Consider the following 12,805-nt stretch of genomic DNA (forward strand, 5'->3'; position numbering starts at 1 on the left):
AATAGAATATATGAACAAAACTGCTCAATCAGTATGGGAAAACTGTTTGTCTTTCATAAAAGACAACATCCAAGACCAAGCGTACAAAACTTGGTTCGAACCAATCAAATCAGTTGAACTTACCGATAACGCATTATATATTCAGGTACCTAGTAAATTTTTCTACGAATGGCTCGAGGAGCACTATGTAAAATTGTTAAAAGTGGCCCTTACTAAAGAACTTGGAAAAAATGCTAAGTTACTTTATAAAATCAGAATGGAAAACACTTACGGCAATAAACAACCGTTTACGGAACAGTTGCCAAGCGCCAATAGAGTTCCTATGAAGCCGCAAGAAGTAGATGCACCTTTTAAAAACTTAAACCCCGAATTAAGAAATCCATTTGTAATTCCAGGCATCCGAAATTTAAAAATCGAATCACAGCTGAATGCAAATTATAGTTTTGACAACTTTTTAGAAGGGGATTCAAATCGATTGGCTCGTTCTGCAGGTATGGCTGTTGCCAATAAACCGGGTGGAACTTCGTTCAATCCGTTATTAATTTTTGGTGGTGTTGGTCTTGGAAAAACGCATTTGGCGCATGCCATTGGGGTAGAAATAAAAGACAAATACCCTGAAAAAACCGTTTTATACATTTCGGCTGAAATTTTTACCCAACAATACATCGACTCGGTTAAGAAAAATAACCGAAATGATTTCATCCATTTCTATCAATTAATTGATGTTTTAATTATTGATGACGTGCAATTTCTTTCCGGAAAGTCAGGAACTCAGGATGTGTTTTTTCACATATTCAACTATTTACATCAAAACGGCAAACAGGTCATCCTAACTTCGGACAAGGCGCCTGTTGACATGCAAGATATTGAACAACGGTTACTTTCGCGTTTCAAATGGGGATTGAGTGCTGAATTGCACCAACCGGATTATGAAACCAGAATTTCCATCCTAAAAAACATATTGTACAGAGACGGCGTTGAAATTCCGGACGAAATCATCGAATACGTAGCGCGTAATATCAAATCGAATGTAAGGGAATTAGAAGGAGCCATTATATCATTGATTGCACAATCGTCTTTTAATAAAAAAGAAGTAACGCTGGAACTGGCTAAAAGTGTCGTTGAAAAATTTGTAAAAAATGTAAAACGAGAAATTTCTATTGATTACATTCAAAAAATTGTTTCGGAGTATTTCCAGCTGGATTTAGAAACACTGCAATCCAAAACCAGAAAAAGACACGTGGTGCAAGCCCGACAACTGGCGATGTTTTTTGCAAAAAAATTCACAAAAGCCTCTTTGGCAAATATTGGTTCCCAAATTGGAGATCGCGATCATGCTACAGTATTACACGCTTGCAAAACCGTTGATAATTTAGTGGCTACGGACAAACAATTCAAAAAATTTGTGGAAGACATCAATAAAAAATTAACGCTATAGACACCTTATGTCCATAAAAATTTTAATGGTTTGTTTGGGAAACATTTGTCGTTCCCCATTGGCTGAAGGCCTATTAGCTTCTAAGCTTCCAAAGAACAAATTCTCAGTGGATTCGGCAGGAACTGGATCCTGGCACATTGGCCATTCGCCAGACGAACGCTCTATTGCTGTTGCAAAAATAAACAAAATCAACATTTCAAATCAAAAAGGAAGGCAATTCAGCAGTGCTGATTTCGACACATTTGATTATATCTATGTCATGGATAATTCCAATTATGAGGATGTAGTGCAGCTTGCGGAGCACCCGAAACAAATAGAAAAAGTACAACTAATTTTGAATGAATTATTTCCAAACGAAAAAGTAGATGTTCCTGATCCATATTTTGGTTTGCCTAATGGATTTGAAATTGTGTACAACATGCTGGATGAAGCGTGTACGGTTCTTGCACAAAAGCTAATCGCCAAACACACCTAGTTTTTTCGGATAAAATTATTTTGGAGATCCTAACAATATACTGATCATACTATAAACACACTATTTTAAGGAACATAAATCACACCTATGAAACCAAACGCTGTTTTAGGAAAACTCTATCTAATCCCTACCACAATGGGCGATTGCGATCCTATGGATGTTTTGCCGCAAACCATAAAAAGAAGTATTGACCTCCTTGATTATTATATTGTAGAAAACGACAAAACAGCCCGCAAATCGATCAAAGGTGTTAGTCCTGAGAAGAAACAATCTGAGTTAAAACTTTTTGTTTTAAACAAACACACTGAAACCAAAGAACATTTAGACTTTATACAACCATTGCTGGAAGGACAAAATATGGGCTTAATGAGCGAAGCAGGCTGTCCCGGAGTGGCTGATCCTGGCGCTGTGATTGTCAAATTAGCCCATGAAAAAGGCATTCAGGTTGTTCCTTTGGTTGGCCCTTCTTCCATCCTTTTGGCCATGATGGCTTCCGGAATGAACGGACAAAGCTTTACGTTTCATGGCTATTTGCCTATTGAAAAAGACGAAAAAAAAGCCAGTTTCAAAACCTTGGAAAGAGTTTCTTTTGAAAAAAATCAATCTCAGATTTTCATAGAAACGCCGTATCGCAACAACAAATTATTGGAAGATTTAGTACAAACACTGCATCCCGAAACACACTTGTGCATTGCTGCGGATATCACTTTACCGACCGAATATATCAAGACTAAGAAAATTGCGGCCTGGAAAAAAGAAGCCATCGACTTGCACAAACGACCGACTATTTTTATCATCCACAAAATGTAAATTCAAACTTCTTTTTCTTTTACTAAAAAGGTAAACCAGATCCGTTAACAAAGTTACAATTCAATAAAACAACAGAATACGCTGAATTGTTGGACTTAATAAAACAACACCTCTAATCATTAATTCTAATTATAAAACCCTATTTTTATGATTAGAATTAATGATTTTTTTTAGGAGTAAACTTCCAAATAGCAGCACGAGTATATTTATTGTTATGAAGTTCCCATAGTACGCGATCATTACACCCCAAATTGGGCGATTATAGAAAAAGCATGCACTCCAAAAACAAAAATGATTACAACACACACGCGGGAGAAACTGTTGAATCGTCGTGTAATGGAGTCATCCTTTAGCAAATCGTTTCAATATATTATTATTTTATTATGCATGCATACTATTTAATTTTGCTATATTTACCATTAAAACATAAAAAACATGAGTTATACAGATAAAATGTTACGGGACGATGCTCTTAAAGGCAAAGTGATTGTAGTCACCGGAGGCGGAAGTGGTTTAGGAAAAGCGATGACTCACTATTTCTTGGAATTAGGTGCGCAAGTCGCCATCACCTCCAGGGATTTAGAAAAACTAAAAAAAACCGCTGCGGAGCTGGAAACGCTAACTGGCGGAACCTGCCTTCCTATTCAATGTGACGTACGTCATTATAGTGAAGTCGAAAACATGCTGCAAGAGGTTTTGAACACTTTTGGCAAAGTGGATGTCCTGCTTAATAACGCCGCCGGAAATTTCATTTCCCCCACAGAAAGACTCTCTGCCAATGCTTTTGACACCGTGATTGATATTGTTTTGAAAGGGACAAAAAACTGCACCCTTGCTTTTGGGAAACATTGGATTGACACCAAACAAAAATCAGCAACCATTTTAAACATCGTAACAACGTATGCCTGGACCGGTTCTGCTTATGTGGTGCCTAGTGCGACAGCAAAAGCAGGTGTCCTGGCAATGACGCGCAGTCTTGCTGTAGAATGGGCAAAATACGGAATCCGTTCTAATGCAATTGCACCGGGACCTTTTCCGACTAAAGGCGCATGGGACCGTTTACTACCCGGTGACTTAGCCGAGAAATTTGATATGGCAAAAAAAGTGCCATTGAAACGCGTGGGAGACCATCAGGAACTGGCTAATTTAGCGGCTTATCTGGTCTCTGATTTTTCAGCGTATGTCAATGGTGAAGTGGTGGTGATTGATGGTGGTGAGTGGCTGAAAGGCGCCGGACAATTCAATCTGTTAGAAGCGATACCGGAAGCACTTTGGGATCAACTGGAGCTGTTGATTAAAGCAAAGAAAAATAAATAATCCATACCCTACTCGGAACCAATTAAGTCCAAAGTTTAAACATCATAAAGTCAAATATGAAACTCGCTGGATGAAGATTGTTTTAATTGCAATTTTCATCCGTACGAGTGATCTTGATTTTGGGCGATCGTATGGGAAGTAATAAATTTGGAATTAAAAACGGCTCTCGAAACACGTCGCTCCGAGTGCGAAGCGTATTGAGAAGTTCACAATAATTATTGTTCTGTTAAATAAGGAACCGCAGCAACTTCCTCGTGTTTATCTAATATTTCATACGCTGAATTCATACTTTTAAATTCAGGCACAATCTTTTTCATTTGCGTCACAATAGCCTTATTTCCGAACCTGCTGGCAATACAAATTAATTCATCAATATCTGCATGTAATCCTTCAAACTCCTCTTGAATTTCCTGCGCAATCATAATTTTAGCATGGTGTGTGGGTATCGACTTAGACGTGTCATTGAGCAATTCCTCGTATAATTTTTCCCCGGGACGCAACCCTACAATTTGTATTTTAATGTCTTTATCCGGAATAAATCCCGCTAACTTAATCATCTTTCGAGCCAAATCAATAATTTTAACCGGTTTCCCCATGTCAAAAATATAAATCTCCCCTCCGTTCCCCATCGCACCCGCTTCCAGCACTAGTTGACACGCCTCTGGTATGGTCATAAAATAACGGATGATGTCCTTGTGGGTGATGGTCAGCGGCCCTCCTTCGGCAATTTGTTTTGTAAACAAAGGCACTACAGATCCATTGGATCCCAAAACATTACCAAAACGCGTCGTAATGAACTTTGTAGCTTCCTCCCCGTTCTCAATCTGATCCCTGAGTTGCAAGGACTGCACGTATTTTTCGGCGATCCGTTTGCTGGCTCCCATGACATTACTGGGGTTTACCGCTTTATCGGTAGAGACCATCACAAACTTTTTGACTTTGTACAAACAAGACAAATCAGCCAGAATTTTAGTTCCTTCAATATTGGTGAATATAGCCTGACAGGGATTTTCTTCCATCAGCGGCACATGTTTATAAGCTGCAGCATGATAAACAACCTGCGGACGGTAGGCTTTAAAGATTTCATCCATAGCCTGTCTGTTTCTGACATCTCCAATTACCGTGCATATTTTTACTGTGGTACTGATGTTTTCGGTTTCCAGTTTTAAATGATGCAATGGGGTCTCCGCCTGATCCAGAATAATAATTTTCTTAGGATTAAACACCAATATTTGTCGGACGATTTCGCTTCCTATAGAACCTGCTGCACCAGTAATCAAAACTACCTTATCCTTTAATTGTTTCGATATGGCTTTATTGTCCAGCACTATTGGTTTTCGCTCCAACAAATCTTCAATTTGTATGGTTTTTACTTTTTGGGAAATTTCCTTTTGATTTTCCCAATCGGAGATCAGCGGAACGGTAAATACCTTATAATTATACTCCAGACACTGGTCTACGATCACAATCTGTTCTTCTTTAGACAAACTTTTATCCGCTATAATGACACTTTCGGCACCTATAGAACGCATTAGTGTAGGCAACTTTTTCTTTTGGATTAAAATAGGCAAATCCAGCATGCGCTTAGATGCGTTTTGATTGTTCTTATCTACAAACCCGACTATTTTAAAGCGGGATGGTGTTTCAAATTTCAGCGCATTCGCTACCGAAATCGCATTGGCATCGGTTCCATAAATTATGGTTCGTATCAATTTACTGTCGTTCTTTTCTGAAAAATATAACTCAAACGTTTGCTTCACGACCACTCGGTATAAAAACAGGCCACAAAAAGAAAGTACAATATTGATAAAAAGGGCTGTATTTAAGAATGCTTTTTGTTTAAAAAAAATTTGGAAAAGAAAATTAAAAATAAAAAAAACAATCAGTACGGACATTTGTGAAAATAACAACTTGACCGCATCAATATTAGAAGAGTGCCTAATGATCCCGGAATAGGTTCTGAAAAGCCAAAAGAAAAACAAATTAGTCGCAAAAAAACCAGCAATTAAAATTGTGCTGTGGTCGGTAATAATATAATCCATTCCTGTTCCTTTAAAGATCAGAAAAGTAAACACAAAGGAGGTGGTAAGCACCATAAGATCAATTAATACGATGATCCATCGGGGCAAATAACCTAAATTATGCATGTTCAGCCTTCGGTTTATTCTTGAAAAAAATTTAGAATTAAATCGGGTTGCATTTCTGTTGGTTTCCGGGTTCAAAATTGATTGGTTTTAGGTTATGCGCTTTAAACGATATTCACGTCAAATATATGAAATAAAACATTTTCTTACACGCACTATTTTTTTTAAGCCGAACAAAAAGACTATTCCTTGTGTGTCATCAATAAAAATAGAGGTGTTTTGTCTGGATAGATGTTAGAGGAAGGAGACCAAAGAACTGTGTTCAAACGGCTTAAGTAAATCACATAACAAATCTTTTTTAACACTGATTACACTGATTGCCACAGATTATTTTTTGAATGGGAAGAGGAAACTCAGTAACAACTATTATATACTGTCGTGTATTAAAAATATAGGTGTTTTGTCTGGATAAATGTTAGAGGAAGGAGACCAAAGAACTGTGTTCAAACGGCTTAAGTAAATCACATAACAAATCTTTTTTAACACAGATTACACTGATTGCCACAGATTATTTTTTGAATGGGAAGAGGAAACTCAGTAACAACTATTATATACTGTCGTATATTAAAAATAGAGGTGTTTTGTCTGAATAGATGTTAGAGGAAGGAGACCAAAGAGCTGTGTTCAAATAGACGAAGCAAATCAAATAACGAGTCTTTTTTAACACAAATTACACCAATTTTCACAGATTATTTTTTGAATGGGAAGAGGAAACTCAGTAACAACTATTATATACTGTCGTGTATTAAAAATAAACAAAATGACGCAACAGATTGATATTAAATTACTTTTTACAATAATGTTCCTTTTGACTTTATGACCTTAAAACTTTCGACTTCCTTATTTCATCTATTTTCGCTGTGCCAAAATTATTCGGAAATTTTGTTTTTGGACAACTACCCGTACTGCATCATTTATCTAAATACTGCGTCCGAAATGCTTACAACTTATGCTTCAGCAATCCCAAAAGGTATTCTCCGTAACCTGATTTTCTCAAAGGCTCGGCTAGATCTTTCAATTGTTGCTCACTAATGAAACCCTGTCTCCACGCAATTTCTTCAATACAGCCCACTTTCAATCCTTGACGCTCTTCAATAACCTGAACAAATTGTCCCGCCTGCATTAAGCTATTAAAAGTACCGGTATCTAGCCAGGCCGTACCTCTGCTTAAAATTCCTACTTTCAAAGCCCCTTTTTCCAAGTACACTTTATTTACATCAGTAATTTCATATTCCCCTCTAGCACTTGGCTTAATATTCTTGGCAATTTCCACTACTGAATTATCATAAAAATACAAACCGGGTACCGCATAATTTGATTTGGGTTCTAACGGTTTCTCTTCAATAGAAAGCGCTTTAAAATCAGCATCAAATTCGACTACACCGTATCGTTCCGGGTCTGAAACATGATACGCAAATACGACCCCACCTTTAGGATTGGTATTGGATTGCAACAATTCATCCATATTGGATCCAAAGAAAATATTATCCCCTAAAACCAAAGCTACGCTGTCTTTCCCTATAAATTCTTCTCCAATAACAAAAGCTTGCGCTAATCCATTAGGAATGGCCTGCTCCGCATAACTAAATTGACAACCAATTGAAGACCCATCGCCTAATAATTTTTTGAAATTAGGCAAATCATGAGGAGTTGAAATAATTAATATTTCATTGATTCCCGCCATCATCAAAGTAGACAATGGATAATAAATCATGGGTTTGTCATAAACCGGCATCATTTGTTTGCTCATGGCCAGTGTTAACGGATGTAAACGGGTCCCGGAACCTCCGGCTAATATAATTCCTTTCATATATTTTTTATTTTTTTGCCACAAAGGCACTAAATTTCACAGGTATAATTTTTAATCTAAAATAATTTATTTTTTTAACTAATACCTTACAAAGGAAGTTTTTTCTATAGTTAAATCTACATCAGTTAAAAAAACGGACAACTGATCACTAATTATACTGCTTCTCGTAATAATTTGCATACTCCCCCGAAGTAATATTATTCAGCCAGGTTGGATTTTCCAAATACCAATTTACGGTCCTTTCCAATCCTTGTTCAAAAGTAACCGATGGTTTCCATCCCAATTCTCTGTTTATCTTACTGGCATCAATAGCATAACGCAAATCATGTCCGGGACGGTCTTTTACGTACGAAATTAATTGTTCCGAAGTTCCGGACGCCCTTCCTAATTTCTCATCCATTATTTTGCAAAGCAATTTAACCAAATCAATATTTTGCCATTCGTTAAATCCACCAATATTATACGTATCATGGTTAACTCCTTCATGAAAAACCAAATCAATGGCTACCGCATGATCTTCTACAAAAAGCCAATCGCGGGTATATTTCCCGTCACCATAAACGGGTAAGGGTTTGTTTTGAATGATATTATTGATGAATAATGGAATCAATTTTTCAGGAAAATGAAACGGCCCGTAATTATTGGAACAATTGGTCAACACATAAGGCAAGCCATACGTTTCTCCATACGCTCTGACAAAATGATCCGAACTGGCTTTTGAAGCCGAGTACGGAGAATTAGGATCATACGCAGTAGTCTCCGTAAACAATCCTTCGGCACCTAAACTGCCATAAACCTCATCGGTACTGATGTGGTAAAAACGTTTTCCTTCGTAATTGCCTTGCCAAGTAGCCTTAGCCGCATTCAATAAATTCATCGTTCCGATAACATTTGTTTTCACAAAAGACAACGGATCGGTTATAGAACGATCCACGTGAGATTCGGCAGCTAAATGCAAAACACCATCAAATTGATGCTCCGCAAACAATTGATCAATGAATGGCGCATCAACGATATCTCCTTTTATAAAAGTATAGTTAGGCGCTTTTTCAATATCAACAATATTTTCGAGATTCCCAGCATACGTGAGTGCATCCAAATTAACAATTTGATATTGCGGATACTTCTTTACAAAAAGCCGTACGACATGGGACCCAATAAAACCGGCCCCACCGGTGATTAGTATTTTTTTCATTTTTAGATTTTATTTTTAATTCGTTTTAACAAAACTTCCCTAAATTTATTTTTTGTTTCCCCCTGGCCCAGAGCGTGCGAAAAATAAAATTTAGTCAGTTTCTTTTTTGTTTCCCCTGGCCTAGAGCGTGCGAAAAATAAAATTTAGTTAGTTTCTTTTTTGTTTCCCCCTGTCCCTAAAGGGAGCAAAAAAGAAACACAAAATCCGATTTAAAATTAACAGGCTTTATTTAAATTACGTTTTGGATTTTCGGCTTCCTTTAAGGGTGGGACAAAACGGAAATTTTACACAACCCCTAACTCATAACCCACCTTTCATACAAACAGCTAAACTCTCTTTGTAATCCGGAACAACAATACCATAAACTCGTTTAATCTTGCTTTTATCCAATAAAGAAAAAGCTGGACGTTTGGCAGGTGTAGGATAAGCCGCTGAGGGAATTCCTTTCACTTCACAAGTATACCCACCAATTTCCTGGATTGCCAGGACAAAGTCATACCAGCTGATTTCTCCTTCATTCGAATAATTATAGATTCCGGCAATCCAGTCTGGTGCTGTTACAATAGTCATCATAGCCTGAGCTAAATCGGCAGCATAAGTAGGCGAACCAATCTGATCGTTAACCACACTGATCGTATCTCGTTCTTGTAATAATCGTTGCATGGTTTTTACAAAATTGTTCCCAAATCTGCTATACACCCATGAAGTTCTAATGATAATTGCATCGGGATTTGCTTTCAAACAAGCTAACTCTCCCGCTCTTTTGGTCGCTCCATACACATTAACAGGTTGCGTTAGGGCCTCCTCGCTCAATGCGACAGCTGATGTCCCATCAAAAACATAATCAGTAGAAATATGAATTAGTTTTACAGAATGATCTTTCGTATATTGAGCAATAATGGCGACCGCTAAATGATTAACAATATCCGCTAATTCGTGTTCTGTTTCCGCTTTATCAACGGCTGTATAGGCACCACAATTTAATATAAAATCTGGAGTAATTTCTTCTAATTGATTTTGTAAAATCGACAAATTATCCAAGGAAACTTGCGTTCTGTCTGCAAAAATCCATTCGAATTGGGAGTAATTATTAGACAATACCTTTAATTCCGAACCCAATTGCCCTTTGGCACCAGTAACTAGTATTTTTTTCATTTTTATTTTTTCAACGCCAAAAACATTTGGCATAAAAGATTCCGGTTACCCTTTTATATTTAATAAACCGACTGATCTACAAACTAACTTTATTTTTTAGCTAAAGCATCAGAAATTTACCTTGCTAATCTGGCTTTCAAACGTAATGATTAAAATTAACTCCTAATCTAATTGACAACTTTTAACGGTAAATTTTTAAACAATGAAACATTTTTTAAGACTTTAGGCAGTCTTAAATGGAATCGATCGTCACTCTGGGCTATTTCCTCTTTTGTAAAACAATTTCCCAATTTTGTTAATATGCGAAAGCAAATCAACATTTGATATTTTTCGTTTTAGAGACAAATCTATTTTATAAGGGAGTAATAAATCATCTAATGCATTCTCTATTTCTAAAAACTCTGGAAAAGTTAATGAATTCTCGATGATCGTCAAATCAATATCAGAACCTACTTTAAAATTCCCTTTAGCTCTAGAACCATAAATAACAACGCTATCAATTCCTTCATAGCTTGCAAAAACCTGATTTATTTTGTCTATATCTTTCTGTTTTAAGCCAAATTGTATCATTCTAAAATTCTTTCATTTTTTCTTTAAAAGAGACAAACAAATCGTAATACTGATTTAATATTCTGTCTCTAATATCGTTTGCTGTACTTACGTTATAAGTAAGCGTAGATTGGTTTCTACTTTTTATCATTTCCATCCATTGTGCCCCATCCTGAATCAATCCTTTTTGAAAGGCTTCTCTTGTAGCATCTCTAGACCCCGTGATAGTCGTATTTCCCTGGTATTCAAAATAATCTTTCATTACATTCCAAGCCAACTCATGTGTAAATTCAAAAGCTTGAATAAGCCCTAGTTCTTCCAATTCATTCAAATTACCTTTCGCTATGAATTTCTGCAACTGTCCCAGTGCTTTCAGATAATTTCCAAAACGTTGTTTACATCGAATATCTTCTTCCATATTTTAGTTCCATTTAAATTTTTTTTACTTTAATCGCCAAAAATATTTTAACTCTGTAACAAAAACTTTTCCGGAGCACTGCCACTGGTTAAACCAACAATCGTAATGCCCTTAACGTCTCCTTTGCAAACTTTACATGTAAAACCAAATTTTGATATAACCACAACTTTAAACCTAAAACCTAGCGCCCAAAACCTAACACCAATTTCAAAACTCCCAATCAATATCCTCAAAACTCGGCAAAACCAAATCCTTTTGAGAAACAATAACTTCATCAGGACTCACTTGCCAATCAATGGCCAAAGTAGGATCATCATACCGAATCCCCCTTTCGCTCTCCTTATGATACAATTGATCTACTTTGTATAGCACCGAAGCAGTTTCACTCAAAACCGAAAAACCATGGGCAAAACCGTGGGGAACCATCAATTGTTTTTTATTGGCTGCACTTAAAATCACACTAAAATGCTGTCCATAAGTAGATGAGTTTTTGCGTAAATCGACCGCCACATCAAGGATTTCTCCTTCAAGCACCCGCACCAATTTAGCTTGTGCAAAAGGATTAATCTGCAAATGCAATCCCCGAATCACCCCGCGTTTGGAGAAAGACTGATTGTCTTGTATAAATTGATAGGACATCCCATGTTCATGAAATTGAGCCTGATTGTAGGCCTCAAAAAAATAACCCCTCGAGTCTTCAAAAACTGTTGGGGTAATAAGTACTAAATCTTTTATATTTGTTTTTTCAATGGTCATATTGTAATTGTAATTTTATTTATTCTATCATTTAATTGTAAGTAAGTCGAAAGTTTAAAAGTCGTAAAGTCAAAAGAATTAACTTTAAGTAAAACAGCTTTAAATCAGATTTTTACATGATTTTATCCTGATTTTAAAATACAACATTATACCAGGGTTATTACTTAATACAGAAAACCAAACAACCATAAGGGTATTTTGTTCTGAAAACCATACTCAATATCGTCTGCGGCGATATAGGAATTTTCGATACCTTCAATTTGTTTCATCGACTTATCCTTTCCTCCAATTTCAAAAGAATATAAATCATTTACAAAAAAATCAGTTTTTTCGTGATGGCTCAACTTATTTTTATACCCCAATTGATTTGCAAAAAAGGTCTCTCTAGCCTTACCAATAGTAGCTTTTGAAGGAGAAAGTGTAAACATTAAATTTGTGTTTTCTAAATAAATCTTAGCTGGTTTTTGCAATTTCACACTTCCTTTAGCTTCTTTTTGCAAGTTAATGGTCAAACCTACTTCTTCCAAATAATGTAGATAAGTCATTAAAGTAGTTCTATTTATACCAATTTTATCACTTAAATTACTCACATTAGGTATAAAAGGAACCGATTCAGAGATTATAGCCAACAATTGTTTGATTTTTGGAACAAAGCCCAAATCAACACCTCGCAATAAAGGTAACTCAATTTTCATTGTGGGATATTCTTTTATATCATTACGAATCCTACTAAAACCA

12 protein-coding genes are annotated in these 12,805 nt (G+C 36.4%); 4 read left to right on the forward strand and 8 right to left on the reverse strand.

Features of this window, described 5'->3' with window-relative positions:
- Positions 1-10 precede the first annotated feature (10 nt).
- From dnaA to EKL95_RS11785, 4 genes are all read left to right on the forward strand, one after another.
- Positions 11-1,438, forward strand: a complete 1,428-nt coding sequence (dnaA, locus tag EKL95_RS11770; protein ID WP_126461231.1) for a chromosomal replication initiator protein DnaA — start codon at positions 11-13, stop codon at positions 1,436-1,438.
- A gap of 7 nt (positions 1,439-1,445) precedes the next feature.
- Positions 1,446-1,913: a low molecular weight protein-tyrosine-phosphatase gene (locus EKL95_RS11775; protein ID WP_126555257.1), complete on the forward strand. Its 468-nt coding sequence runs from the start codon at positions 1,446-1,448 to the stop codon at positions 1,911-1,913.
- An 87-nt stretch (positions 1,914-2,000) separates the two neighbouring features.
- Entirely contained in the window at positions 2,001-2,723 is a 723-nt protein-coding gene (locus EKL95_RS11780) for an SAM-dependent methyltransferase (RefSeq protein WP_126564285.1), read from the forward strand.
- 435 nt (positions 2,724-3,158) lie between these two features.
- Positions 3,159-4,040 (forward strand): SDR family oxidoreductase, encoded by an 882-nt coding sequence (locus EKL95_RS11785; protein WP_126461240.1) that lies wholly within the window; start codon positions 3,159-3,161, stop codon positions 4,038-4,040.
- Between the two features lie 215 nt (positions 4,041-4,255).
- On the opposite strand, the gene EKL95_RS11790 is transcribed toward EKL95_RS11785, so the two are convergent.
- The 8 genes from EKL95_RS11790 to EKL95_RS11825 all read right to left on the reverse strand — a co-directional run bounded on the left by EKL95_RS11790 (position 4,256) and on the right by EKL95_RS11825 (position 12,762).
- The gene (locus EKL95_RS11790; RefSeq protein ID WP_126564286.1) at positions 4,256-6,187 is read right to left on the reverse strand and encodes a polysaccharide biosynthesis protein; all 1,932 of its coding nucleotides are present in this window, start codon (positions 6,185-6,187) and stop codon (positions 4,256-4,258) included.
- Between the two features lie 937 nt (positions 6,188-7,124).
- Positions 7,125-7,994: a glucose-1-phosphate thymidylyltransferase RfbA gene (gene rfbA / locus EKL95_RS11795; protein ID WP_126461242.1), complete on the reverse strand. Its 870-nt coding sequence runs from the start codon at positions 7,992-7,994 to the stop codon at positions 7,125-7,127.
- 148 nt (positions 7,995-8,142) lie between these two features.
- Complete coding sequence (gene rfbB / locus EKL95_RS11800; RefSeq protein ID WP_126461250.1) at positions 8,143-9,189, reverse strand: dTDP-glucose 4,6-dehydratase; 1,047 nt, start codon at positions 9,187-9,189, stop codon at positions 8,143-8,145.
- Between the two features lie 300 nt (positions 9,190-9,489).
- The gene (gene rfbD, locus EKL95_RS11805; protein ID WP_126561822.1) at positions 9,490-10,344 is read right to left on the reverse strand and encodes a dTDP-4-dehydrorhamnose reductase; all 855 of its coding nucleotides are present in this window, start codon (positions 10,342-10,344) and stop codon (positions 9,490-9,492) included.
- Between the two features lie 249 nt (positions 10,345-10,593).
- Positions 10,594-10,914: a nucleotidyltransferase domain-containing protein gene (locus EKL95_RS11810; RefSeq protein ID WP_126561821.1), complete on the reverse strand. Its 321-nt coding sequence runs from the start codon at positions 10,912-10,914 to the stop codon at positions 10,594-10,596.
- 1 nt (position 10,915) lies between these two features.
- A complete protein-coding gene (locus EKL95_RS11815) occupies positions 10,916-11,311 on the reverse strand; it encodes a nucleotidyltransferase substrate binding protein (protein ID WP_126561820.1) in 396 nt (131 codons plus the stop codon).
- A gap of 207 nt (positions 11,312-11,518) precedes the next feature.
- Positions 11,519-12,067 (reverse strand): dTDP-4-dehydrorhamnose 3,5-epimerase, encoded by a 549-nt coding sequence (gene rfbC / locus EKL95_RS11820; protein ID WP_126561819.1) that lies wholly within the window; start codon positions 12,065-12,067, stop codon positions 11,519-11,521.
- 164 nt (positions 12,068-12,231) lie between these two features.
- A complete protein-coding gene (locus EKL95_RS11825; protein WP_126555276.1) occupies positions 12,232-12,762 on the reverse strand; it encodes an ATP-binding protein in 531 nt (176 codons plus the stop codon).
- Positions 12,763-12,805: the final 43 nt, after the last annotated feature.

The organism is Flavobacterium sp. LB2P53 (genome assembly GCF_003970305.1).
Classification (GTDB): Bacteria; Bacteroidota; Bacteroidia; order Flavobacteriales; family Flavobacteriaceae; genus Flavobacterium.

What these genes read in the sequence shown, in the direction of transcription:
- dnaA (WP_126461231.1), top strand. Translation starts at nt 11, where the DNA reads ATGAACAAAACTGCTCAATCAGTATGGGAAAACTGTTTGTCTTTCATA.
- EKL95_RS11775 (WP_126555257.1), top strand. Translation starts at nt 1,446, where the DNA reads ATGTCCATAAAAATTTTAATGGTTTGTTTGGGAAACATTTGTCGTTCC.
- EKL95_RS11780 (WP_126564285.1), top strand. Translation starts at nt 2,001, where the DNA reads ATGAAACCAAACGCTGTTTTAGGAAAACTCTATCTAATCCCTACCACA.
- EKL95_RS11785 (WP_126461240.1), top strand. Translation starts at nt 3,159, where the DNA reads ATGAGTTATACAGATAAAATGTTACGGGACGATGCTCTTAAAGGCAAA.
- EKL95_RS11790 (WP_126564286.1), bottom strand. Translation starts at nt 6,187, where the DNA reads ATGCATAATTTAGGTTATTTGCCCCGATGGATCATCGTATTAATTGAT.
- rfbA (WP_126461242.1), bottom strand. Translation starts at nt 7,994, where the DNA reads ATGAAAGGAATTATATTAGCCGGAGGTTCCGGGACCCGTTTACATCCG.
- rfbB (WP_126461250.1), bottom strand. Translation starts at nt 9,189, where the DNA reads ATGAAAAAAATACTAATCACCGGTGGGGCCGGTTTTATTGGGTCCCAT.
- rfbD (WP_126561822.1), bottom strand. Translation starts at nt 10,344, where the DNA reads ATGAAAAAAATACTAGTTACTGGTGCCAAAGGGCAATTGGGTTCGGAA.
- EKL95_RS11810 (WP_126561821.1), bottom strand. Translation starts at nt 10,914, where the DNA reads ATGATACAATTTGGCTTAAAACAGAAAGATATAGACAAAATAAATCAG.
- EKL95_RS11815 (WP_126561820.1), bottom strand. Translation starts at nt 11,311, where the DNA reads ATGGAAGAAGATATTCGATGTAAACAACGTTTTGGAAATTATCTGAAA.
- rfbC (WP_126561819.1), bottom strand. Translation starts at nt 12,067, where the DNA reads ATGACCATTGAAAAAACAAATATAAAAGATTTAGTACTTATTACCCCA.
- EKL95_RS11825 (WP_126555276.1), bottom strand. Translation starts at nt 12,762, where the DNA reads ATGAAAATTGAGTTACCTTTATTGCGAGGTGTTGATTTGGGCTTTGTT.